Here is a 23,891-nt window from a genome sequence, read left to right as displayed (position 1 = left end):
GTGAAAGTACCTGCCGCCGGGGAGGGTGGTGCCCGGCGCATTGCGTGGTTTGATCAGCTCCCAGACCCCCGCGCCGGGGGCCGGCCCGGGCCCCATGCCGAGGATGCCGTTCTCGCTGTGGAAGACGACTTCCTTGCCGGCGGAGACGACGTCACCGACGAGGGTGGGCATGCCGATCCCGAGGTTCACGTAGGAGCCGTCGGGGATGTCGCGGGCCACCCGGGCGGCCATCTCGGTCTGCGACAGCGGGGAGGTGCTCACACCCCCACCTCCACGACCCGGTCGACGAAGATGCCCGGGGTCACGACGGCCTCGGGGTCGAGCTCCCCCAGCTCGACGAACTCCCGCACCTGCACGACGGTGAGCTCCGCGGCGGTGGCCATGGTCGGGCCGAAGTTCCGGGCCGCCTTGTTGTAGACGAGGTTGCCCCATCGGTCGGCGCTCAGCGCCTTGACCAGCGCCACGTCGCCCCGCAGCGGCTCCTCGAAGACCTGCCGCCGTCCGCCGATCATCCGCACCTCCTTGCCCCGGGCCAGCAGCGAGTCGGCGCCGGCGGGGGTGAAGAAGCCGCCGAGCCCCGCGCCCGCAGCGCGCATCCGCTCGCTGAGCGTGCCCTGCGGGACGAGCTCGAGGTCGATGTCCCCCGCCCGGTAGAACTCCTCGAACCAGATCGAGCCGGCCGACCGCGGGTACGAGCAGATGATCTTGCGCACGCGGCGCTCCCGGATCAGCGCGGCGACGTCGGTCTCCCCGCTGCCGGCGTTGTTGGTCACGATCGTCAGGTCGCGGGCGCCCTGCTCGAGCAGCGCGTGCACGAGCTCCACCGGGACGCCGGCGGCGCCGAACCCGCCCACGAGCACGGTGGCGCCGTCGGCGATGCCCTCGACCGCGGCCGCGAGCGAGCCGACCCTCTTGTCGATCACTGTCCCCCCCGGGGGTCGTGCCGGCGCGGAGCCACCGGGTGCTGACGGCGGTACCCGCCACGATCGGTCAGGAACGGTCGGGCCCCGGCCCCCTGCCCTGCGCCGTCGGGCCGGTCGCCCCGGTCGCCCCGGTGGAGCCCGCGCCCCCGGCACCGTCCCGCGGCGCCCCCGTCGTGGCGCCCTCCGCGTCGTCGGTGGTCTCCGCGCCCGGGCTGCCCTCGGGCTCGGCGGTGGTCCCGGTCGCCGCGAGGTCCTCCTCCCCCGGCGTGGCCGGGCGGCTGCGCCGCCGCCGACGACGGATGCCCTGGACGGTGCTCCAGATGATGACGAGGGCCATCAGGGCGAACAGCGTCCCGGACATGGGCCGGGTGAAGAAGATCGACACCTCGCCGCCCGAGATGAGCATCGAGCGGCGGAACGACCTCTCCAGGATGGCGCCGAGCACGAACGCCAGCACCAGCGGGCCCGGCTCGAAGCCGGTCTTCTTCATCAGCCAGCCGATGACGCCGAAAGCGAGCACGACCCACATGTCGAAGACGTCGTTGTTCACCGAGAAGACGCCGGCCATCGTGACCAGCAGCGCGAACGCGGCGAGGATGCCCGCGCGGACCCGCAGCAGCTGGACGAAGAACCCGACCAGCGGGATGTTCAGGATCAGCAGCATCAGGTTGCCGATGGCCATCGACGCGATGACGCCCCAGAAGATCTCCGGCTGCTGGTCGATCAGCTGCGGGCCCGGCTGGACGCCGTTGAGCAGCAGCGCGCCGAAGATCAGCGCCAGCACCACGTTGGGCGGGATGCCGAGGGTGAGCAGCGGGATGAACGCCGAGGTGGAGGAGGCGTTGTTCGCCGTCTCCGGGCCGGCCACGCCCTCGATGGCGCCCTTGCCGAACCGGGTCGGGTCCTTGGCCCGCCGCTTCTCCATCCCGTAGGAGGCCAGCGAGGAGATGACGCCGCCACCGCCGGGCAGCACCCCGAGGAAGAAGCCGAGGACCGAGCCACGCGCGATCGCGCCGGAGGAGTCCTTGAAATCCTTGCGGCTGGGCCAGATGTCCTTGATCTTGCTCTTGAGCGCCTGCGCCTTCTCCGTCTTCTCGACGTTGTAGAGGATCTCGCCGACGCCGAAGAGCCCCATCGCCACGGCGACGAAGTCGAAGCCGTCGAACAGCGAGATCTGCCCGAACGTGAATCGGTTGGTCCCGGTGATCAGGTCCTGCCCGACCGTGGCCAGGAGCAGGCCCAGGGCCGCCATCGCCAGGCTCTTCACCGGGTGCCGCGTGCCCAGGTAGGTGACCAGCAGGATGCCGAGCGCGGTGAGCGCCACGTACTCCGGGTCGCCGAACTCGACCGCCAGGTCGGCCAGCGGTGGTGCCAGCAGGACCAGGCCGACGATGGAGACCGTGCCACCGATCCACGAGCCGACCGCGGCGATACCCAGCGCCGGCCCGGCGCGGCCCTGCTTGGCCATCTGGTAGCCGTCGAAGGTGGTGACGACCGAGGCAGCCTCGCCGGGCAGCTGCAGCAGGACGGAGGTGATCGTGCCGCCGTACATCGACCCGTAGTAGATGCCGGCCAGCATGATGACCGCGGTGACCGGCTCGATCTCGTAGGTGATCGGCAGCAGCAGCGCGATCGTCGCCGTCGGCCCGAGGCCCGGCAGCACACCGATGACCGTGCCGATGAGGACGCCGATGAAGACGTAGAGCAGGTTGGTCGGGTCCAGGGCGACCGAGAACCCCTGGCCGAGGCCGTCGAGGATGCCCATGCCTCAGCTCCCGACCGGTGCGAAGACGATGCCGTCGGGGAACGGTACGGCCAGCACCTCCACGAAGATGAGGTGGAACGCCAGCGCCCCGAGCACCGCGAGCGGGACGGCCCAGCGCCACGGCTCCCGGGCGAAGACCCGCAGCCAGAACAGCAGCATGAGCACGGCCGAGACGAAGAACCCGATGGTCTGGAACAGCACGACGAACACAGCGAGGCCGGCCAGCCCGAGGACGATCTTGAGCGTGCCGCGGGTCCACGGCTCGTAGTCCTCGGGGTCGTCGATGAACAGCACCACCACCCCGGTGACGGTGAGCAGGGTCGCGACGATGAACGGCCAGAGGCCGGGGCCGGGCGCACTCATCTCGCCGAGGCCGAGGTTGCGGGCGCCGAGCATCGCGGCGGCACCGAAGATCACCAGGACCAGCGGGGCGATCCGGTGCAGCTGCTTCGACATCCAGGTCTCCGGGGAAGGTGGGGACGGGGCCGGGGCGAACGTCGCGGGACCGGTACGGCACCGGCCCCGCGACAGGATGGCTCACTCCTGCAGGATCGGCCCGTACGCCTCGACGATCTCGTCGATCCGCTGCGAGAAGGCGTCGCTGCTGACGAACTCGTCGGGCACGTACTGCTCGCCGAGCTGCTCCCGCACGTCGTCCTTCTGCAGGCACGTGTCGACCGTGTCCTCGAGCGTCGAGACCACGTCGTCCGGGACGCCCGCCGGCGCGGCGAGGCCGAAGACCGACACGCTGTTGGTGAGCTCCGGGTAGCCGGACTCGGCCAGCGTCGGCGCGTCGATGTAGTCGACCGGCTCGGGCGGGCTGACCGCCAGCGGGACGAAGCTGCCTGCCTCGATGTTCTCCAGGACGTCCTGCGAGGAGTTGATGAAGATGGCGTCGACGTTGCCGCCGAGGATCGCCGTGGTCATCTCGGCGTTGCCGGTGAAGGGCACCGCGGTGACCTCGACGCCGTACTCCTCCGCGAGCCGCCGCAGCTCCATCGCCTGCGACGTGGTGGTGCCGGGGACGCCCACGTTGAGCTCGCCGGGGTTCTCCTCGGCGTAGCTGAAGAACTCCTCGGCGGTGGAGAACTGCGAGTCGGCGCCGACGATGAGCGCCGACGGGATCTCGGTGACGGCGGCGATCGGGACGTAGTCGTCGTTGGTGTAGCCGACGTCCTGCTGCAACGGGTTGGTGGCCGAGGCCGGCACCGCGATCAGCGACAGCGTGTGCCCGTCGTTCCCACCGGCGAGCATCGCCTGCATCCCGACGGAGCCGGAGGCGCCCTCGCGGTTCTCCACGACGACGGTCTGGTCCAGCTCCTCCTCGATGCAGCTGCCGATGGTGCGCGCGGCGAGGTCGGTCGGGCCTCCGGCGGCGTAGGGGACGATCAGCGTGATGTTCTCCGTCGGGTAGTCCGACGCCGCGGCGTCGCCGCCACCGCCCCCTCCGCCGGTGTCGCCCCCGTCGTCACCGCCACAGGCGGCGAGGGTGAGCACGGACGCGGCGATCAGCGCGGGCCAGGTCGAGCGGGTACGGCGCATGGGTTCCTCCGGTGGTCGGGGGTGGGTCGTGCGGGGATCGGGTCAGCCGAGGATCGGCTCGTAGACCTCCTGGGTGCGGTCGAGGACCTCGGCGAGCTCCTCGGCGCCGGCGAACTCCTCCGGCACGTACTGCTCGCCGATCCGCTCCTGCACCTCCGGCTTCTCCAGGCAGGTCTGCAGGGTCTCCTCGAGCGTCGTGACGACGTCGTCCGGGAGCCCGGCCGGGCCGGCGAGGCCGAAGGTCGAGCCGGAGAGGGTCAGGCCGTCGTAACCGAGCTCGGCGAACGTGGGGGTGTCGGGCAGCCAGGAGAGCCGCTCCTCGGGCGAGGCGACGAGCGGGACGAACGCACCCGACTCGATGTTCTGCACGACATCGATCGAGGCGTTGATCAGCACGGCGTCGACGTTCCCGCCGAGGAGGGCGGTGGTCATCTCGGCGTTGCCGTTGAAGGGGACGGCGGTGACCTGCACCCCGTGCTCGTCGGCCAGCCGCTGCAGCTCGATGGCCTGGGGGGTCGAGGCGCCGGGGGTGCCCACGGTGACCGTGCCGGGCTGGGCCTCGGCCGCGGCGAAGAAGTCCTCGGCGGAGGCGTACGGCGAGTTCTCCCCGACCGCGAGGACCGACGGCACCTCGGCCATGACCCCCACCGGCGTGATGTCGTCCTTGGTGTAGCCCACCTCGTTGGCCAGCGGCGTCAGCACCATCGTGCCCGCGGTGACCAGCGAGAGGGTGTGCCCGTCGGGTTCGGCGGCGATCAGCTCGGTCGTGGCCAGCGCGCCGGAGCCGCCCGGCAGGTTCTCGACCACCACGGTCTGCCCCAGCTCGTCCTCGAGGCAGGCGCCCACGGTGCGGGTGGTCAGGTCGGTCGGCCCGCCGGCGCCGTAGGGCACCAGCATCCGGATCGACTCGGTCGGGTAGGACGAGGCGTCACCGCCACCCTCGGCCGCGGTGCCGGTGCCCCCGCCGTCGTCCCCACCGCACGCGGCGAGCAGACCGACCAGCACGACGGCCGCGATGCCTGACGAGATGCGCATGTCTCTCCCCCAACGGTCACCGTTGACCGGTCTGCCCCCGCCGGATTGCGCCCGGCCGGTGGTGCGGATCACTGCGATGTAAGCACAGGGGTGGGTGGCCAGCGCCCCGAAAAGGCAACGATCCGGACTCGGTCAGGGCGCCGCGAGGACGACGTCGATCAGGTGCGGGCCGGGCTCGGAAATCGCCCGGCGGAACTGCTCGACGAACTCCTCCGCGGTCGTCGCCCGGCTGCCGGGCACGCCCATCCCGGCAGCCAGGGAGACGAATTCCAGGTCCGGCCGGTCCAGCTCCAGCAGGTCCCTCGACCGCGGCCCGGACGCCTCCGCCCCGACGTTGCGCAGCTCCCCCTCGAGGATCCGGTAGGAGCGGTTGCTGAACACCACCGTGGTCACGTCGAGGGACTCCCGGGCCTGGGTCCACAGCGCCGAGATCGTGTACATCGCGCTGCCGTCGCCCTCCAGGCAGACGACGCGCTGCCCGGGCCGGGCGATCGCGGCGCCCGTGGCGACCGGCAACCCCTGCCCGATCGCGCCGCCGGTGAGGGTCAGCCAGTCGTGGCGCGGCGCCCCGGCGGTCGGCACGGGCATCTGCCGGGTCGAGGTCACCCCCTCGTCGACGACGATCGCACCCTCCGGCAGGAGGGCGCCGAGCACGGCGCCCACGGCGTCGGGGGTCAGCACGCCGGTGGGGAGGGCGGGTCGCACCAGGGGCTGTTCCTCCGGCTCCTCCCCCGGGCCGACGAGGTCGGCGAGCCGGACGAGGGCGTCGACGACGTCGTCCGCGCCGTCGGCGAGCACGTGCACCTGGCACCCCTCGGGGACCAGGCTGCTGGGCCGGTCAGGGTAGGCGAAGAACTCCACCGGGGACCGGGCGCCGGCGAGGACGAGGTGGCGGACGCCGGCCAGCCGTTGGGCGACCTGCTGCCCGGCCCGGGGCAGGCGTTCGACGGGCGGCAGGCCCGCACCGCGCTCCAGCCTCGCCGGGAAGGTCTCGCAGTAGAGCCGCGCCGCGGCCGCACGCGCCACCCGGCTCGCCGCTCGCAGCCCCGGCGCCCGCGTCGCCGCCCCGCCCACGAGGACGGCGCAGGGCTCACCGGAGGACAGCAGTGCGGCGACCGCGGCGACGGCGTCGTCCGGCACCGTCCGCGGCCTGCCCGGCTCCGGGGCCGTCGCGGGCTCGGCACCCTCGGACCAGGAGACGTCGGCGGGCAGGACGAGGGTCGCGATGCCGCCGGGGGCCGTGCGGGCGGCGGCGATCGCCTCCGCCGCGTCGGCCCCGACGTCCGCGGCGGTCGAGGAGCGGCGCACCCATGCCGAGACCGTGCCGGCGAGCGCGTCGATGTCCGACTCCAGCGGGGAGTCGTACTCCTTGTGGTACCCGGCGTGGTCACCGACGACCGTGACCATCGGCGTCGCCGCGCGGCGGGCGTTGTGCAGGTTGGCCAGCCCGTTGGCGAGGCCCGGCCCGAGGTGCAGCAGGACGCCCGCCGGCCGGTCGGCCAACCGGCCGAAGCCGTCCGCGGCCCCGGTGGCCACGCCCTCGAACAGGCAGAGCACGCCCCGCATCTCGGGGACGGCGTCGAGCGCGGCGACGAAGTGCATCTCCGAGGTGCCCGGGTTGGCGAAGCACACGTCGACCCCGCCGGCGACGAGCGTCCGGATGAGGGCGCGGGCGCCGTTCACGCCACCACCGCCGTGCGACCCGTACGGACGTGGGGCGGATCACCCTGGGCACCCATGGGGGCACCGTACGCGCGCCGGCGGTGCGCGGACGGACGGGTCAACGACGGGCGCGGGTGGCGGCCGAGACCCGCGCCAGGGCGTCGGTGACGACGGCGGCGTCGTCCCCCAGCAGGCTCAGCAGGTGCGCGACGAGCTCGTCGTGCGTGGTGCGGGCCGCGGCCACCCGTTCCCGCCCCGCGGTGGTGAGCCGGGCGTGCAGCAGGCGCTTGTCGGCCTCCACCCGCTCGCGGATGACCAGCCCCTGGGCGACCAGCCGGTTGATGGTGCTGGTGACGCCGGGCCTGGAGAGGCCGACCGCTTCGGCCACCTCTCCCATGGAGGCCCGCTCCCCCGGCGACTCGGCGATGCGGCGCAGCGCCTCGAAGCCGGTGAGGGAGAGGTCGTGGTGGCGGTGGAGCGCCGAGTCGACCCGCCGGGTGATGCGGTCGTGCACCTGCACGATGCGCAACCACGTCTCGGCGGGGCGGGGAGCGACTCCGGGAAGAGCGGCAGCATCCCGGGGGACACCGCGCGCGAGCGCGTCCTCGGACCGTGGCACCCGCTCAGACTCCCCGGATCACGAGCCGGTGAAACCGATCTCAGACGGCAGAGATCGAGCCCATGGCGCGCCGGCCGGCGTGCTGGCGTCCGGCGACCGAGACCAGCCCGCCGGCGGTGGCGACGAGCGCCACCGCGGCGACCGCCAGGGAGGCCAGGGACACCACGCCCCGGGCGGGGGCGGCCTCGCCGACGGCGGCGGCGACCTGCAGGGCGACGCCGGTCCGCACGGCCGAGTCGGCGCCCACGAGGTCGAGCGTGGCCGGGCCCGCCGCGGCGCCCTCGGGGATGCGCACGTCGACGCGCACCTCGCCGGCGAGGTCCGCGGTCGTCGTGGCCAGCACGGTCTCGCCGCCGTGGAACACGATGTCCACCCGCTCCCCGGGGTTGAAGCCGGCGCCGCGCAGCACCACGGTGCCGCCGGGCTGCACCTGGGGAACGCCGCCGCCGGGTCCGCCCGGCGCGACCGCCCCCGCATCGCCGGAGCTGCGCGTCGGGGTGCCGCCGGCCGTGGTCCCGGAGCTCGTCGGCGCGCCGCCCGTGGTCGGCGGGGAGCCGGGCGCCGTCGTGGTGCCGGGAGCCTGCGGAGCGGTGGTCCCCGGGAGCGCGCTGCCCGTGGTCGGACCACCGGTGGTCGAGGGCGCCGGAGCGGACGGTTCCACCGTGGCGGTCGGCGGCGCCGGCGGGGGCGGCGGCGGGGACAGGGCGACCTCGCAGTCCTCCACCGTGGGCCGGGTGAGCGTGTAGTCCGTCAGCTCGTCGACGTGGGTCCGGCCCGACCCGTCGCGCGCGGTGAACTCCAGCCGCGGGTCGATGGTCTCGCCGGGGGCGACGTCGTCGGTGCGCAGCACCACGCTGCCGAGGGGCACGAGCGTGGCCTCGTCCTCACCGGACGGCGTCCGGGTGGTGGCCAGGCGCACGCTGTAGGGAGCGGTGCCGGCGACGACCTCCACCACGATCCCGCCCGGGCGGCAGCTCGGGCCGTGGGTGACGCGGGCGTCGGGCTTGGTGGGATCGTCGAGCGCGTGCGCGGGGGCGGCCGCGGAGACGGTGAGGCCGAGCAGGACGACGAGGAGACCGGTCACGACACCGGCGGGCAGGGCGCCGCGGACCACCCGGGCCGACGTCGTCCACGTCTGCCCGGTGATCCGCTCGAAGCTGGTGTTCAGCCCGGTCTCCCCTTTGCGATGCACTCGAGTTCCAGATGATGACGGAAGTGACAGTTCGTTGCTAGCCCGTTACGCGCGTGTCGCGCGTGTCGTGCGGCGTGTCGGGAATCGACCCGCCGATCGCCCGTCCGGGGGAACCGCCGGACGCCCGTTCGTCATCCCGGCGAGCTCGCGCACTACCCGGCTGCCGCGTTCCTCACGCACGCGGACTCGCCCCTCCTCCGGTCGCCGTGAGCGGGGTCACTACGGTGACCGCGTGGACGAAGCGGGTGCCGGCCGACGGCGGCAGAACGAGGTGTACCGGGCCGGCGTGTACGGCCGCTCCCCGCGGGTGCCGGTCGGCATCCGGCGGTTGCAGGAGCGCGCCAAGCGGGCGCTGGACGCCCGCGCCTACGCCTACGTCGCGGGCGGAGCCGGCGACGAGGTGACCCAGCGGGCCAACCGCGCCGCGTTCGACCGGTGGGCCGTGGTGCCGCGGGTGCTGCGCGACGCGAGCGTCCGCGACACCTCCGTGGAGCTGTTCGGGCGCCGGCTCCCCGCCCCGCTGCTGCTCGCCCCGGTGGGCGCGCTGGAACTGGTGCACCCCGAGGCCGACCTGGCCGTCGCCCGCGCCGCCGCCGCCACCGGCGTGCCGATGGTCTTCTCCAACCAGGGCTCGCGGTCCATGGAGGAGTGCGCGGCCGCGATGGGCGGCTCGCCCCGGTGGTTCCAGCTGTACTGGTCGACCTCCGACGAGCTCGTGGAGAGCCTGGTCCACCGGGCGGAGACCGCCGGCTGCGAGGCCCTGGTGGTCACCCTCGACACGACGATGCTCGGCTGGCGCCCGCGCGACCTGGATCTCGGCCACCTGCCGTTCGCCCTGGGCAAGGGCATCGCGCAGTACACCTCCGACCCGGTGTTCCGCCGCCTGGTCGAGGAGCGCGCGGCGGCCGCCGGCCCCCGGGAACCGCAGCCCCGGCCCACCCCGGCGGCGGTCAGGGCGCTGGTGACGATGGCGCGGGCCTGGCCCGGGTCGTTCCGCGACAACCTGCGCTCACCGCTGCCCCGCGCGGCCGTGGAGACCTTCCTGGCCATCTACTCCCGGCCGTCGATCAGCTGGGCCGATCTGGCCTGGCTGCGCTCCCGCACGAAGCTGCCGATCCTGCTCAAGGGCGTGCTGCACCCCGACGACGCGCGGCGCGCGCTGGACGAGGGCATGGACGGCGTGATCGTGAGCACGCACGGCGGGCGCCAGGTCGACCGGTCGATCGCCGCGCTCGACGCGCTGCCCGACGTCGTCGCGGCCGTGGGCGACCGGGCGCCGGTGCTGCTCGACAGCGGCATCCGCAGCGGCGCCGACGTCTTCACCGCCGTCGCCCTGGGTGCCCGTGCGGTGCTGCTGGGCCGGCCGTTCGCCTGGGGCCTCGCCCTGGCCGGCGAAGCGGGCGTGCGGCAGGTGGTCGAGGACGTCGTCGGCGAGTTCGACCTGACGCTGGGGCTCACCGGGCACACCGCCGTCGACCAGTTGACGCCGGAGGTCCTGCACCGCGTCGGCTGACGCACGCTGCCGCGCCGCGGGTTGACGATGCCTGTGGCCTGGGTCACAGTAGAAGTGGGCGGGGGTAGCCGGGAAACAGTGGCTACCCACTGCTGGGTAGACCGACCAACGCGGCCAGACCGTCAGGACCGGCCCCCCGCCCCCACTCCTACTGCACCGCGTCCGGCGGGGGGTCCGCCGTCTCCGGGGTCGGCGTCTCCGGTTCCGTCGGCGGCTCGGGCTCAGTCGGCGGCGGCGGCGGAGGCGGCTCCGGGCTCGGCGGCGGCGGAGGCGGCTCCGGGCTCGGCGGCGGAGGAGGCGGCTCCGGACTCGGCGGCGGAGGCGGCTCCGGGCTCGGCGGCGGAGGAGGCGGCTCCGGGCTCGGCGGCGGCGGAGGCGGCTCCGGGCTCGGCGGCGGCGGAGGCGGCTCCGGGCTCGGCGGCGGCGGAGGCGGCTCCGGGCTCGGCGGCGGAGGGGGCGGCTCCGGGCTCGGCTCGGGGGCCGGCGACGGTGCGGGGGCCGGCGACGGCTCGGGCGCGGGCCGCGGCGCCGGGGCCGGCGCGGGGCGCGGCGGGTTCCAGCGGGCGCCGTTGCTGACCAGCACGGTCACCGTGTCGCCGCGCTGGAGGAGCGTGCCCGGCGCGGGGTCGACGCCGACGACGGTGCCGGGGCGGAGCGCGCTGTCGACGCGGACGATCGAGGCACCGAGGTCCCGGGCGCCGAGCAGCTGGCGGCAACCGGCGGCGGACCGGCCGGCGCAGCCGGGGGGCACCCCCGCCCGGGTGCCTTCCACGAACACCGGGTCGGCCGGCGGGAACGGCACCGGCTCCCGGGAGCTCAGGACCGGCTGCATCGCGTCGTGCCAGATCCGGGCGGGCATGCCGCCGCCGAAGCCGCCGACGTCCTGGTTCTCCGCCGGGTTGTAGATCATCACGCTGGCCGAGACCTGCGGTGTGTACCCGACGAAGGTGACGGAGAAGGCGTCCTGCGTCGTCCCGGTCTTGCCGGCGATCTGGTGGCCGGGGACGTAGGCGCGGCGACCGGTCTGCCCGGGGTAGCCCGGCTCGACGTCCTTGCGCAGCGCCTGGTTGAGGGTGTTCGCCAACCCGGGGGCGACGACCTCCTCGCAGCGCGGGCCGCCGAGGGGCTGCCCGTCCTCGCCGAGCACCGGCTCACCAGAGCGGTCGAGCACGCGCTGGATCGGCGTCGGCTCGCAGCGGGTACCGCTCGCGGCCAGCGTGGCGTAGGCGTTCGCCAGGTCCAGCGGGCTGGTGGCCTCGGCGCCGAACGTGAACGACCCGCGGTTCTCGGCGACGACCTGGTCGGCGACGGGGTCGAGGGAGCGCAGGCCCAGGCGCTGCGCCATGCGCACCGGCGCCTCCACGCTGCCGAGCTGGTCGGACAACGCGAGGAAGTAGGTGTTGGAGGACATGTAGAGCGCCTGCTCCATGTCCAGCGTCGACCGGTAACGGCCGGCGTTCTCGACGTCGTAGGGGCCGTCGCCGTCGCGGTAGACCGTCGACTCGTAGGGGTCGGAGGTGGTGATGCGGTGCTCCAGGCCGAGGCCCTGCTCGAGCGCGGCGGCGGCGGTGAAGACCTTGTACGTCGACCCGGTGCCCTGCCCCGCCGCGACGTTGAGGTTGACCATCGTCTGCGTGGGGTCGTCCTCGGCGGCGCCGTAGGTCCGGTTGACCGACATCGCCAGCACCCGGCCGGTGCCCGGCTCCACGGCCGTGTAGATGCCGGCGCGCGGGTCGTCCGGGGCCAGGGTCGCCCGGACGGCGGCGTCCCCGGCCTGCTGCACGGCGGGATCCAGCGTCGTCTCGATGGTGAGCCCGCCGGTCTCGATCGCCTCCTGGTCGAGCCCGAGCGTGCCGGTCAGGTAGCTCATCGCGTAGTCGCAGAAGAACCCGCCGATCCGGGCCTCCTGGCAGCCCCGCGGCGGCCCCTCGCCCGGCGTGGGCACCACCGGTTCGCTCCGGGCCTCGTCGACGGCGGCGGGATCGGCCATCCCGAGCTCGGCCATGCGGGCGAGGACGACGTCGCGGCGCTGGGTGGCCCGGTCGGGGGCCACGAACGGGTCGTACTGCGTGGGGCTCTGCACCAGGCCGGCGAGCGTGGCCGCCTGGGCGAGGGTCAGCGCGTCCGGCGTCACGCCGAAGTAGGTCTCGGCCGCGGCGGCGACCCCGTAGGCGCCGGCGCCGAAGTAGACCCGGTTGAGGTACCGGGTGAGGATCTCGTCCTTGGTGTAGTCCTGCTCCAAGGCGAGGGCCAGCTGCGCCTCCCGGAGCTTGCGGGCCACGCTCTCGTCGGTGGCGGCCTGCCGGCTGTCGGGATCGGTGGCCGACTGCAGGCGGATCTGCTTGACCAGCTGCTGGGTCAGCGTGGAGCCGCCCTCGACCACCTGGCCGGCGGAGAGATTCCGGACCAGCGCACGGGCGAGCCCCTTGCCGTCGACACCACTGTGGTCGAAGAACCGGCTGTCCTCGATCGCGACGACCGCGTCCTTCATCACCGGGGCGATCGCCTCGGAGGGCACCACCGTGCGGTTGCGCCGGTAGAACTCGGCGACGAGGGACCCGTCCGCCGCGAGCACGCGGGTGTTGCCGGCCGGCGTGCGGTCCAGCAGCTCGTCGCCGACCGGGCGCATCAGGTCGGCGCCGGCGCGGGTGGCGAAGGTGGCCCCACCCACGAGCGGCAGGGCGAAACCGGCGAGCAGCGCACCTGCCAGTACGACCGCCAGCGCCAGGCCCAGCAGCGCGCTCCCCCGGTGGACGCGCCGCACCGGCGCCTCCTCCACGCCGGGCAGCGGCAGGCCGTCGATGACGGGACGGGGCGACACGGAACTCCTCGGCACAGGCGACAACGGCGGCGCCCACGCGGAGCGGACCCGCCTTCCTCGGTACCCCTCCGTCCGGGATCCGCCTCCCGGATGAGCGAACTGTCATGCGATCGCAATGTGCGCCGCCGCCGCGCGGCGCCCGGGTGCCGCGCGGCCGGGCGTCGCGGGACGGGCCGGCCGCGCGGCACTCCCGGAGGGAGGGCCGGACGCGCTCAGTCCACCGCGGCCACCACCGGCGCCGCCGGCGCCGGCCGCGGAGCCGGCACCACGGCAGGCACCTGCACGGCCGGCTCGTGCCGGACCGCCGGGAGCCAGCCCAGCCAGCGCGGCAGGTACCAGTTGCGCTCACCCAGCAGCTGCATCACCGCGGGCAGCAGCAGCGCCCGGACGACGGTGGCGTCCAGCAGGACCGCCACCGCCAGGCCCAGCCCGATCTGCTTCATGCTCGTCATCGACAGCGTCACGAAGGTCAGGAAGACGAACACCATGATCACCGCGGCGCTGGTGACGACCCCGGCCGAGGACGTGATGCCCTGCGCGACGGCGTCCCGGGTGGCGAGCCCCCGGTCCCGGGCCTCGCGGATCCGGCTGAGGATGAACACGTGGTAGTCCATCGACAGGCCGAAGAGGATGACGAACAGGAACAGCGGGATCCAGTTCACGATCGCCCCGGTCCGGTCGAGGTCGATGAGCCCCGCGCCGACGCCCTCCTCGAACACCAGCACCATCACGCCGTAGGCAGCGGCCACGCTGAGCAGGTTGAGCACGATCGCGGTGACCGCGACGGTCACCGAGCGGAACGAGACGAGCAGCAGGAGGAAGGCCAGCACCAGGACGAAGCCGAACACCCACGGGGTGCGCTCGGCCATGAGCTCGTCGAAGGCCACCGAGGAGGCCGTGCCGCCGCTGACGACCGCGGTCACGCCGTCCAGCGCACCGACTGTCTCGGGCACCAGCTCGTCGGCGAGGGTCGCGAGGGCGTCGCGGGAGGCCTGCTCCTCGCCGTCGCCGGTCAGCGGCACCCCCACGACGGCGACGGTGCCGGCCTCGTTGGTCTCGACGGCGATCGGCTCGTTCATCTCCCCGCTGGCCAGGGCGCGCTCGCGCAGCTCGGCGATCGCGGCCTGCACCTGCGGGGCGGTGACGTCGGGCGCCTGGATCACGACCTCGGCCGGTGAGGGGCCGCCCGGGAACGCCTCGGTGATCCGGTTGTAGGTCTGGATGACCGGGAGCGCCTGCGGCAGGTCCTGGACGCCCTCGGCACGCAGGTCCATCGACAGCGCCGGGACGGCGAGCCCGACCAGCGCGCCACCGGCCACCACCGCGGCGACCAGCGGCCGGCGCAGCACCGCGCCGAGGACGACGGGCCAGAACCGGCCGGGCCGGTCGGCGGCGCGCCGGCGCAGGAACGGCAGCCGGCCCTTCTCCACCCGGTCACCGAGCCAGGCCATCATCGCCGGGAGCACGGTGAGCGAGCCGAGCACCGAGCAGGCGACGACCAGGATGGTGGCGGAGGCGACGCCGGTGAAGATCGAGAAGCCGGTGAGGAACATGCCGGCCATCGCGACCATGACGGTGATGCCGGAGATGAGCACCGAGTGCCCCGAGGTGGCCGCGGCGACGTCGAGGGCGTCGACCGGGCCGGCGCCCTTCGCCCGCTCCTCGCGCTCCCGCTTCAGGTAGAAGAGCGAGTAGTCCACGCCGACGGCCAGGCCGATGAGCAGCATGACGATCTGCGCGGCCTGGTCGACGTGCCAGATCTGGCTGGTGAGGCTGAGCAGGCCCAGGGCGCCGACGAACGCCGTCAGCGCGAAGACCAGCGGGAGGAGGGCCGCGACGAGCGCCCCGAAGGTCAGCAGCAGCACGGCCAGCGTGATCGGGATGGAGAGCAGTTCGGCGCGCTGGAAGTCGGCGTCCAGGGTCTCGCCCAGCGCGACGTCGGCACTGGTGCCGCCGAACTGCTCGACCCGGACGTCGTCGTGCTCGGCGGCCACCGCGGCGACCGCGGCCTGCACAGGGCCGATCCGGTCGGCGGCGTCGTCCGGGTCCCCCGCGATGTCGAAGGTGACCAGCGCGGAGCGGCCGTCGGCGGAGACCAGCGGGGCACCGTCGAGCGGGCTGACCAGGTTCGTGACCTCGGGGGTGCCCCGCAGCCCGTCGACGAGGTCGGTGAGCGCGGCGGTGGCGGCGGCCCCGGGCACGTCGGCGGCCCGCTGCACGAGGACCATCTCCGAGGCCGGCTCCTCCCAGCCGTTGTCGTCGAGGATCTGGCGGGCCTGGGCCGGGGCGCCGAGCGACTGCTCGGCGTCGGTGAGCTCGCCCTGCGGGACCAGCGCACCGATCGCGACGGCGGCCAGCACGAAGGCCAGCCAGCCGAGCACCGCCGTCTTCCGGTGCCGGGCGCTCCAGCGGCCGACCCGCCCCGCGAGGTTGCGGGATCCATCCATCGTCGTCTCCTGTTCGAGTGCCGGTGTCCGAAGGCCGACCTGCTGGTCACGGGCGCGCGCACCCACCCGCCGGCTGGTCGGGCGGGGGTCGGGGGGCCCGATCATCGGGGCGCGGCCCGCCGGCGGAGAGACTTCCGGAGGAGGCGGGACGGAACATCAGGGAAAGCCCTGATGCCGTCCCTGATCTTGGTCAGCCCCGGGAGCCCGGAACCGGGTCGCTCAGCAGCTCACCGGGGCGGAGAACTCGATGCGCACCGTGCGGTTGAGCGCGGCCGGAGCTGGGAGAAGCCGGCCCTGGGGGTCCCGGTCGGCGACGTACCCCGGGAAGTCGCTCCCCCGGCCTTCGACGTGGAGCTGCGGGATCGGCACGCGAAGGGCGATGAGGAGATCGGCCACCGCCTGTGCCCGCTCGTCGCTGAACCTCACCTGGTCGGCGGGCTCGCCGATGTTCGCGGTGGTGCCGAAAAGGATGGCGACGACCTGGCCGGACCGGAGTTGCTCGGCGACCCCGCGCAGGACGTCCTCGGCAGCCCCCGGCTCGATGAACTGGTCGCTGTTCGGCCGGAAGGCGAAGGGCCCTCCGGTGATGGTCATGGTCTGCCCGGTGCAGCGGTAGCCCGGGTCCATCCCGACGGTTTCCACCGGGGGCAGCGAAGGATCAGGCAATCCCTCCAGCGCCGTGCTCTCCACGTGGACGCTCGCCGCACCCGCTTGCCGGACGACCGTGCTCCAGATGGCCACCAGCTGGGCGCGGCGGATCGAGTCCAGCGGCTGCTGGGGGGCCACCACGTCGCCCAACCCCTGGAAGACGACGCGGATGCCCGACAGGTCGGGAAGGCGCTGGGCATCACCCAGGGCCTCGGCGACCTCCTGCGGGTGGGCGTCCATCATCCCCGGCGTGGTGAAGTCCAGGTCACCTGCCGTCGACAACCCGGAGTCCAGAACGACCAGGCTGCGCAGCCCGGGCTGCCCGGCGAGCTCCTCCACGGCCAGGCCCAGGGCACCGAGCAGATCGGATCCCTCCGTCCGGGCCCGGGCTCCGCTGACCGCATCGTCGACGGGCCGCCGGTCGGCGAGCTCGGGGGAGCCGGCCGCCTCGTCCTGGAACGGCGCCCCGTCCGCCACGATCAGCGAGAACGCTGCGCGCTGGGCGACTGCCATCTCGACGACGCTGGCCGAACGTCCGCCGAGCGCTGCGGGCGGCATGTTGGCGCGAGCTCCCACCACCACGGCGAGCGCGCCGGTGGGCTCCGGGGCGGCTGCGGTGGCACCGCCACCGCAGCCGGCGAGCCCGGCGGTGACGGCGGCCGCGATCACCGCCGCGGACCAGCGCACCAGCCCCTTCCGCACCGATCCCCGGAATGCGGACCCGGCACGGGCCGTACCTGCTCGATCTCCTGCCACAACGCCCCCGCGATGTCTCTCCACACGTATGACCGCACGGATCCGCACGGCCGCGGCGAGGCCCACAGGGTGTCCGCTCCGCGGCCGGCACGGGGCGGACACCCTGTGCCGCCGCGCCGGCACCGTATGACGTCGTCGCAGCCCACGGGGGGGTTCGGTGCGCGACAATCGGATCGGGCGATCCGGCGACCGGGCAGGGCCGGTGGCCGGGGGGAGAGGTGGAGCGGGCCGGCCGCCGAGGGCATCAGGGTGCACGGCCCGGAACACGTGACGGGAGCGCCGCGCTCCCGTCCAGCCGCTCGGGATCTCCCCCGCCGTCACTGCCCGCACCGGCCGCCACCCGATCAGCGGCCCGCTCCGCTCCGCAACCGCGGGCGCTCAGCAGCGCGACGTTGGCGACCGCGATCGGCAGGAAGATGGACCAGACGTGACCGGGAGCCTGCAGGTACGGGTTCGTCGCGTTCCCGATCAGCATCCCGGCGGCGCCCGTGCACGTGACCACCAGACTCGGCACCAGGTCGGCCCGCGCCCGCGCGGCCCGGATCACCGCCCCCAGCGTGAGGAGGGCGCCGACCAGGACGATGAGCATGCCCACCACCCCGGTCTGGAAGAGCAGACCGTGGTACTGCAGCTCCCAGCGCCACGGCTCCACCGGATCCCGGGCGAAGCCGTCGATCACCGCTCCGAACCCGTGCCCGAAGAAGGGTTTCTCGCTCCACTCCTCCAGCAGGCGATCGGCCTGGTACGCCCGCAGGCGGTCATCCGCCGCACTGGCATCGGGGAAGACCGCGCCGGTCACGTAGCTGGCGACGCTCTGCCAGGCCGCACCGATCACGCCGGAGGAGAACAGCCCTGGCATGAAGCCGACCACGAGGACCGCTGCGCCGGCCGCCAGGAGCACGCGCCCGCGCACCGTGGTCCCCTCCACCGGACGGCGGCCCTGCAGGGCCATCCGCAGGAACCAGCCGATGAGTGGCGCCAGGACGAGCACGAGGGCGAGCGCCCGACGGCCGCCGGTCAGGGTTCCCGCGGTCGCGGCGAGCGCGGCGACCAGCCTGAGCCACGTCGGCGGGAGCAGCCGGTCGTTGCCGACGAACAGGGAGGCGATCCACAGCGGCCCGGCAGCGACCAGCGTCGAGAGCCCGTAGAGGCGCACCTCGGTGTACCGCCCGCCACCGAAGCCAGCGCCGTACTGGTCCAGCAACCATGACGGGAGAACCTGCGGGACCACCCCGGTGTTGCCCGCTGCGTAGAGGGAGATCGTGCCGCCGATGAAGACCGTGACCACCGCGAGGGTCGTGAAGACCGCCCGCAGGGTCCGCTCGTCCACGGCCGTCGCGGCCATCCACCAGAGGAGCGGGGCGGCGACGAAGACGAGGAAGCCGCCCGTGAAGCCCGGATTTGTCGGGCCCGCCAGCAGGCCTACCAGTGCGTAGGCGAAGGTCACGAACACGATGGGCACCAGGGGCGGCGCGAGACGGCGGCGCGCCAGCACGATCGTGCCGGCCGACAGCGCCCCCAGGGCGGCCAGCACGGGCACGAGGACGATGTTGGTCGAGACCGGCCGTGCCAGGACGTACCCCAGCAGCAACAACGCCGCCCAGCGCCACGGGCCGAGCTTCTGCTTCACACCGGGCACGCTAACCAGACCAGGACCCGCGCAGTAGTGCTTGCGCGCCGCCGTCCGCCGGGCCGGGAGGTCGCAGACGAGCCGTCCGTCACGCAGGCTGTTGGTGCGATGACGCAGAGCGGCGACAAGCCGAAACAGCGTCCTGTCGTGGCGCAACTACCCAGCGAAGTAACTGCTGGTCGATCCGGCTGCTCGAGCTCCGGCGGCCCGCGCCGGAACGTGCAGCAGCTCCTCGCCGTACGGAGAAGGGGCCAGCGCCGCCCGTCCCGGCGTTACCGTCCGTGCCCACATAGGCCCTGAGCCGGGCGCCGACCGATCCCGGAGCTGCCGAGCTCCGGCCGAGAACGGGGATGTGAGTGGAAGGGACCGACGCGCTGCGCGCGCTCCGCACCAGACGGCGATACATCGTGGCCGGACTACTCCTCGGCCTCGCCGTGGCCGCCTTTCTGAACTGGTCCGCGGAGCGTCGATACGCGTCAACGGCCCAGTTGTTCGTCACTGTGACCCCCGAGTCCACGGAGTCGCGGGACCCCTACGGCAACCAGCAGTTCTCCCAGCAGCGGGTCGTCACCTACGTCCAGGTGCTCACTGGCCGGGAGCTCGCCCAGCGGGTCGTCGACGACCTCGGGCTGCCGATCTCGGCCGCCGAGCTGCCTGAGATGATCACGGCGACCCCGCTGCCGGACACGGTCGTCCTCGAGGTGACGGTCACCGACACCTCGCCCGACCGGGCACAGCTCATCGCCACCTCGGTGGCCCAGAACTTCATCGACCGCGTGCGCCAGCTGGAGACCCCCGAGGGCGCGGCCACACCGACCGTCGATGTGGAGCTCATGGAGCCCCCCAGCTACGACGCGACCCCGGTGAGCCCGGCCACCGCCCGGACGCTCGCGGTCGGCGGCGCGCTGGGGCTCCTCCTCGGTGTCGGGACAGCCCTGCTGAGCGTGCGCATGGACAGGAGCTTGCGCAACGAAGAGGACGCGGCCGCAGCCACCGGCGCGGAGATCCTCGGACGGGTGCCGGTCGACCGGCAGCTGACGCGCCGGCACGTCGCCTCCGGGGCGGCCACCGGCCAGTCCGCCGTCGCCGAGGCCTTCCGGACGCTCAGGGTCAACCTGCAGCACGTCGGCCCCCGAGGACGGTCACGCGTCATCGTCGTCGCCGGGGCCGTACCCGGGGAGGGGGCATCGACGGTGGCGGTCAACCTGGCTGTCTCCCTCGCGAGGTCGGGGAGCCGGGTCCTGCTGATCGAAGGCGACCTGAGGCGGCCGCGGGTTGCGCGGCAGCTCGGCCTCCCGGCCGGCCCCGGTCTCACCGATGTCCTCGCCGGCACCGCCGAGCTGGACGAGGTCACCCGGCCGTGGGGCCAGAGCACGCTGACCGTGCTGGACGCGGGTCCGCTGCCCGCGGAGCCGGCGGAGCAGCTCGGCTCACCGACCATGCAGTCCCTGCTGGAGCAGGCCCGGGACGGCTACGACCACGTGATCGTCGACGCACCACCGCTGCTGTCCGTCGTGGACGGCGCGGTCCTGACCGCGCTCGCCGACGGCTGCCTGCTGGTGGTGCGCCACGGGCGGACCACCCAGGACCAGCTGGCGGAGGGCACGGCGGCCATCAACCGGGTACGTGCAGAAGTCCTGGGGACGGTGCTCAACCGCATGCCGCCGACCACCACCCGGGGCGGCCGCAAGAGCTACGCACCCGACACCGGCCGGCAGCGCACCGGCGCTCCCGCTGCGGCCCGGCACGCGCCCGGTGACGCGGCCGATGTCGGTGCCGCCGGCCGGACGCACGCCGAGGACGAGCCCGACGCGCTCCCGATCACCGGGGCGCTCCCCCCACCGGCCCCGCCGACCGGCCGGCCGACCGAGGCGTGGTCCGGCTCCTCGCGCCCTGGACCGGGATCCTCTCCGTCGGCCACGAGCTGATGCCGCCCGGTCGCCTCCACCCGTGGTCAGCAGCTGCCGCTGCCGGCCACGGCGGCAACCATGCCACCGGTCTCGTGGAGGACTGCCATCACCCAGCGTCGCGGCGTCATACCCGCCCGGGCCTCGACCATGGCGACGTCGGCGTCCGTGCAGCGGCGCATCAGCACTCCCGCCCGCACGACGTGGTAGCTGCTGGTCACCACGGCGATCCTGGCCCAGCCCTGCTGGTCGACCAGTGCGCCCAGCGCACGCGCCTCCGACCTGGTGTCCGACCCCGTCGCGGTGAAGCAGTGGACTTCCAGGCCACCGGGGTCCTCGCACAGGGTTCGAGCCTGCTCGTTGTCCCGCCCATCGTCCACGGAGACGGCGAGGACACCGGCCCCCGACTCGGCGAGCCGGATCGCGACCGGGAGGCGGCTGCCCGCATCCCCGGCCAGCACCACGACCGCGTCCGCGCCGGCGGCCGGATCGGTCGGTGGGTGCACGAAGAGCCGGGCCACGCCGGCCGCGACGAGCAGGAGGAGGATCGCGGCCGCCACGAGGCTCCTGCGCATGCCCGTGGAGCCTGCCACCGTCCGGACGCCCGGAGGTGGCCGTCCGTCGCGCCGCGAGGCGGGAGCGGGACCGTCCGGCCGTCCGCCGGCGTGCGGGGCACCCGGTGACACGGCCGTGAGCGCCTCCACTGGGCCGACCGTGGCCGCGAGTTCACGGCGACGCCGGCAGTGGCGCCTGGTCGTGCTGGCCGGGTTGCTGCTGGCGGTGGTCGCTGCGGTGGTCCGGGACCCCCCCGCCATCGATCGGGTCCGGGAAACCTTCGCCGTCGCGGCCACCTGGCAGGACGACGTCGTGGTCGTCACCGGCCGCGGCCTGGTGGCCGAGCAGCCGATCGACGTGTCGGCGCGGTTCGAGGGGGGCAGCGGGTCGGCCCTCGTGGTGGCCGACGAGGACGGCAGGTTCGCCCTCGCGTTCCGCCCGCCGGCCGGCGTCACCGACGACGTGGAGGTGACTGCGGTCAGCGGCCCGGAACGGTTGCAGGACACGGTGGCGGTGCGGCGGGGCGACGGGGCCCCGGAGCCTCCGACCGGTGGCGACCTGCTGACCGTTCGGATGACCGGGGCTCCCCGCGAGCCTCCTCCGGTCGCCGGTCCCCGCCTCCCCCGCCACGTCGTGCCCGCCGGCATCGCGGCCGACTGCTCGACCGACGTGACCGCCGCGCTCAACGAGTGGCTGGCGAGCGTGCCCGACCGGAGCGAGGTGCTCTTCGACGAGCAGGCCTGCTACCGGGTCGACGGCTCACTGACCCTCGAGGGCCGGGCCGACCTGGTCATCGAGGGCAACGGGGCGACCTTCCGGGCCGGAGTCCCGGTGCCCACACCGGAGACCAACCGCGCGCAGTGGCACCTGAACTACGGCACGGGGATCGTCCTGCGCAACATGACGCTGGTCGGGATGAACCCCGAGCCGCGCTTCGACCCCGACAACGAGTTCGACCACAACGTCTTCATCCGCGGCGCGAGCGACGTCACCGTCGAGAACGTGCACGGGCGCGGCGCCTACGGGGATTTCGTGGCGATCGCGCACGGGCTCGACCGGCGGACCATCCCCACCGGCATCCGGATCCGGAGCTCGTCGGCCGAGACCGTCGGACGGATGGGGATCTCCTGCGTGGCCTGCGACGGGGTGACCGTCGAGGACAGCGTGTTCAACGGCATCGGATACCACGTGTTCGACCTCGAGGTGGAGGACGACGAGTGGCCTACCCGCGGCGTCCGCTACACCGGCAACACGATCGGCCGGCACGGGCACGCGTTCTTCTCCGTCGGCACGCCGTTCCAGACGTTCCGCAACGACGTGTCCGACATCCTGATCGCCGACAACCTGGTCACCCAGCCGGGGGCGTCGCTGGACGGCGAGTGCACCCCGGAGATCAGCTTCGTCTACAGCAAGGTGCCGGTGCACGACGTCGTCATCACGGGCAACAGCCTCGTCTCGCGCACCGACGCGATCTTCGTCAAGGACGCGACCGACGTCGCGATCCGGGACAACCGGGCCACGCTCGTCGGGCCTTCGTGCGGCGATCCGGTCGGTATCCGGACGGTCTCGACGCCGGGCGCAGACGTGCGTGGCAACGACCTCATCGGCTACGGGTAGCCCTGGCGGGGCTGGGGCGTGCGCTGCGCCCCCAACCGGAGTCCCGGGTCCAGGAGAGTGCGGCCGTCGAACACCCGGTTCCGCCGGACAACCTGTCCGGACGCCACCGGATCGAGGCTCCGGTGACCTGCTCCGGCTTCGGCCACCGCGGGCGGCTGTTCCCGACGGCGGCCAGGGCCCCGGCGGAGACCAGCACCGTTCCTCCCTCCGGGAGCGCCGCGCACCTCGCCTCGGCCGGCCAGGGCTCGCGGCAAGCCCCGTAGGGCCTCCCCGCCGGGTGGACACCCCGTCGCTCGCGGCCGGGCCAGCCGCCGCGGCGTGGTCGGCGATCGGTACGGGGCACGCACTCCGTGGTCGGGCGTCGACGGTGCGTAGTACAGGGCCGGGAGCGCCGCCGAGTGGGGTGGACGGACTTCACATGGCGCGCACGACGACCCCGTCCGGGCCCGGCGGAACCCTTAACCTCCGCGTCGAACCGGCCGCACGCCGGGCACGTCCCCACCCACCCCGCGGTCGGTGACCAGGAAGAGGCCACGATGACCTTCGGACCCAAACCGGTGCACGACGTCTACGGCGCCGGCGGGCACGCCCAGGTCGTCATCGACGTCCTGCGGGCTCGCGGCATCCGGGTGCGACGGCAGTACAACGACCGGCCGGAGAACCAGCACCCCGCGAGCTTCCACGTGCACCCGGGGATCCGGCGGACGGGTCCGGCGGGCTTCCCGGCGATCGACGTCCCCGTCGTCCTCGCCGTCGGCATCAACGGCGAGCGCGCCGAACTGGACGTCATGCTCGACGCCACCTTCGCGCTGGCGATCCACCCGTCCGCGCTCATCGCGCCGACGGCGCAGATCGGCGAGGGGACGGTGGTGCTGCACGGTGCCGTGGTCCAGCCGAACGCGCGTCTGGGGCGGCACGTCCTGGTCAACACCGCCGCCAGCGTCGACCACGACTGCGTCGTGGAGGACTACGCGCACATCAGCCCGCACGCCACCCTCAGCGGTCACGTGCACATCGGGGAGGGCACGCACATCGGGGCCGGGGCGGTCCTCATCCCCACGATCAAGGTGGGCCGGTGGTGCCGGGTCGGCGCCGGAGCGGTGGTCATCCGGGACCTGCCCGACCACTGCACCGCGGTGGGCAACCCGGCCCGGATCCTGCCCGACCGCAGCGGGGAACCGGTGCCCGACTGGTCCCTCGCCCGTGCCGGGCACCCGGCGGCGACCCGGCTGGTGACCTCGTGACGGACGTGACCGCGA

Annotated in this window: 18 protein-coding genes; 4 read left to right on the top strand and 14 right to left on the bottom strand. The window is 74.0% G+C overall.

The genetic code is table 11. From position 1 onward, the window contains the following. The 9 genes from ACI79S_RS08235 to ACI79S_RS08195 all read right to left on the bottom strand — a co-directional run. On the bottom strand, nt 1-261 hold a 261-nt coding region (locus ACI79S_RS08235), incomplete at its 3' end, for a CoA-transferase (RefSeq protein WP_456592956.1). Next, nucleotides 258-923: a 3-oxoacid CoA-transferase subunit A gene (locus ACI79S_RS08230; RefSeq protein ID WP_456592955.1), complete on the bottom strand. Its 666-nt coding sequence runs from the start codon at nt 921-923 to the stop codon at nt 258-260. The genes ACI79S_RS08235 and ACI79S_RS08230, both read right to left, overlap by 4 nt. Before the next feature lie 67 nt (nt 924-990). After that, nucleotides 991-2,688, bottom strand: coding sequence for a tripartite tricarboxylate transporter permease (locus tag ACI79S_RS08225; protein ID WP_456592954.1), 1,698 nt, complete (start codon nt 2,686-2,688; stop codon nt 991-993). Between the two features lie 3 nt (nt 2,689-2,691). Beyond that, entirely contained in the window at nt 2,692-3,144 is a 453-nt protein-coding gene (locus ACI79S_RS08220; RefSeq protein WP_456592953.1) for a tripartite tricarboxylate transporter TctB family protein, read from the bottom strand. A gap of 81 nt (nt 3,145-3,225) precedes the next feature. Beyond that, nucleotides 3,226-4,230, bottom strand: a complete 1,005-nt coding sequence (locus ACI79S_RS08215; protein WP_456592952.1) for a tripartite tricarboxylate transporter substrate binding protein — start codon at nt 4,228-4,230, stop codon at nt 3,226-3,228. A gap of 42 nt (nt 4,231-4,272) precedes the next feature. Next, nucleotides 4,273-5,265, bottom strand: a complete 993-nt coding sequence (locus ACI79S_RS08210) for a tripartite tricarboxylate transporter substrate binding protein (RefSeq protein WP_456592951.1) — start codon at nt 5,263-5,265, stop codon at nt 4,273-4,275. A 132-nt stretch (nt 5,266-5,397) separates the two neighbouring features. After that, complete coding sequence (locus ACI79S_RS08205) at nt 5,398-6,948, bottom strand: acetolactate synthase large subunit (protein ID WP_456592950.1); 1,551 nt, start codon at nt 6,946-6,948, stop codon at nt 5,398-5,400. 97 nt (nt 6,949-7,045) lie between these two features. Next, nucleotides 7,046-7,447: a MarR family winged helix-turn-helix transcriptional regulator gene (locus tag ACI79S_RS08200; RefSeq protein ID WP_456592961.1), complete on the bottom strand. Its 402-nt coding sequence runs from the start codon at nt 7,445-7,447 to the stop codon at nt 7,046-7,048. A gap of 139 nt (nt 7,448-7,586) precedes the next feature. Next, a complete protein-coding gene (locus ACI79S_RS08195; RefSeq protein ID WP_456592949.1) occupies nt 7,587-8,738 on the bottom strand; it encodes a hypothetical protein in 1,152 nt (383 codons plus the stop codon). 232 nt (nt 8,739-8,970) lie between these two features. Here ACI79S_RS08195 and ACI79S_RS08190 point away from each other — a divergent pair, with 232 nt between their 5' ends. Next, nucleotides 8,971-10,251, top strand: a complete 1,281-nt coding sequence (locus ACI79S_RS08190) for an alpha-hydroxy-acid oxidizing protein (protein ID WP_456592948.1) — start codon at nt 8,971-8,973, stop codon at nt 10,249-10,251. A 148-nt stretch (nt 10,252-10,399) separates the two neighbouring features. Here the strand turns inward: ACI79S_RS08190 and ACI79S_RS08185 are convergent, their stop codons facing one another. From ACI79S_RS08185 to ACI79S_RS08170, 4 genes are all read right to left on the bottom strand, one after another. Beyond that, on the bottom strand, nt 10,400-13,072 hold the full coding sequence (locus ACI79S_RS08185) for a transglycosylase domain-containing protein (protein ID WP_456592947.1): 2,673 nt from the start codon (nt 13,070-13,072) through the stop codon (nt 10,400-10,402). A 212-nt stretch (nt 13,073-13,284) separates the two neighbouring features. Continuing rightward, nucleotides 13,285-15,519 carry an MMPL family transporter gene (locus ACI79S_RS08180; protein WP_456592946.1) on the bottom strand — a complete coding sequence of 745 codons (2,235 nt, stop codon included), beginning with the start codon at nt 15,517-15,519 and terminating at the stop codon, nt 13,285-13,287. A gap of 219 nt (nt 15,520-15,738) precedes the next feature. After that, nucleotides 15,739-16,869 carry an OmpA family protein gene (locus tag ACI79S_RS08175; RefSeq protein WP_456592945.1) on the bottom strand — a complete coding sequence of 377 codons (1,131 nt, stop codon included), beginning with the start codon at nt 16,867-16,869 and terminating at the stop codon, nt 15,739-15,741. Between the two features lie 298 nt (nt 16,870-17,167). Continuing rightward, on the bottom strand, nt 17,168-18,553 hold the full coding sequence (locus ACI79S_RS08170) for a hypothetical protein (RefSeq protein ID WP_456592944.1): 1,386 nt from the start codon (nt 18,551-18,553) through the stop codon (nt 17,168-17,170). Nucleotides 18,554-19,053: 500 nt separating this feature from the next. On the opposite strand from ACI79S_RS08170, the gene ACI79S_RS08165 reads away from it, so the two are divergent. Then, nucleotides 19,054-20,481 carry a polysaccharide biosynthesis tyrosine autokinase gene (locus ACI79S_RS08165; protein WP_456592943.1) on the top strand — a complete coding sequence of 476 codons (1,428 nt, stop codon included), beginning with the start codon at nt 19,054-19,056 and terminating at the stop codon, nt 20,479-20,481. Between the two features lie 26 nt (nt 20,482-20,507). Here ACI79S_RS08165 and ACI79S_RS08160 read toward each other — a convergent pair whose 3' ends face one another. Continuing rightward, nucleotides 20,508-21,035 (bottom strand): YdcF family protein, encoded by a 528-nt coding sequence (locus tag ACI79S_RS08160; RefSeq protein ID WP_456592942.1) that lies wholly within the window; start codon nt 21,033-21,035, stop codon nt 20,508-20,510. Between the two features lie 115 nt (nt 21,036-21,150). Here ACI79S_RS08160 and ACI79S_RS08155 point away from each other — a divergent pair, with 115 nt between their 5' ends. Continuing rightward, nucleotides 21,151-22,632, top strand: coding sequence for a hypothetical protein (locus ACI79S_RS08155; protein ID WP_456592941.1), 1,482 nt, complete (start codon nt 21,151-21,153; stop codon nt 22,630-22,632). A gap of 536 nt (nt 22,633-23,168) precedes the next feature. Beyond that, on the top strand, nt 23,169-23,876 hold the full coding sequence (locus tag ACI79S_RS08150; protein ID WP_456592940.1) for an acetyltransferase: 708 nt from the start codon (nt 23,169-23,171) through the stop codon (nt 23,874-23,876). The last annotated feature ends 15 nt before the right edge of the window (nt 23,877-23,891 follow it).

Source organism: Blastococcus sp. SYSU DS1024, assembly GCF_054050795.1.
Note: the sequence above shows the minus strand (reverse complement) of the source record. Positions and strands in the feature narration are given on the sequence as shown.

What these genes read in the sequence shown, in the direction of transcription:
- ACI79S_RS08180 (WP_456592946.1), bottom strand. Translation starts at nt 15,519, where the DNA reads ATGGATGGATCCCGCAACCTCGCGGGGCGGGTCGGCCGCTGGAGCGCC.
- ACI79S_RS08220 (WP_456592953.1), bottom strand. Translation starts at nt 3,144, where the DNA reads ATGTCGAAGCAGCTGCACCGGATCGCCCCGCTGGTCCTGGTGATCTTC.
- ACI79S_RS08150 (WP_456592940.1), top strand. Translation starts at nt 23,169, where the DNA reads ATGACCTTCGGACCCAAACCGGTGCACGACGTCTACGGCGCCGGCGGG.
- ACI79S_RS08225 (WP_456592954.1), bottom strand. Translation starts at nt 2,688, where the DNA reads ATGGGCATCCTCGACGGCCTCGGCCAGGGGTTCTCGGTCGCCCTGGAC.
- ACI79S_RS08215 (WP_456592952.1), bottom strand. Translation starts at nt 4,230, where the DNA reads ATGCGCCGTACCCGCTCGACCTGGCCCGCGCTGATCGCCGCGTCCGTG.
- ACI79S_RS08210 (WP_456592951.1), bottom strand. Translation starts at nt 5,265, where the DNA reads ATGCGCATCTCGTCAGGCATCGCGGCCGTCGTGCTGGTCGGTCTGCTC.
- ACI79S_RS08160 (WP_456592942.1), bottom strand. Translation starts at nt 21,035, where the DNA reads ATGCGCAGGAGCCTCGTGGCGGCCGCGATCCTCCTCCTGCTCGTCGCG.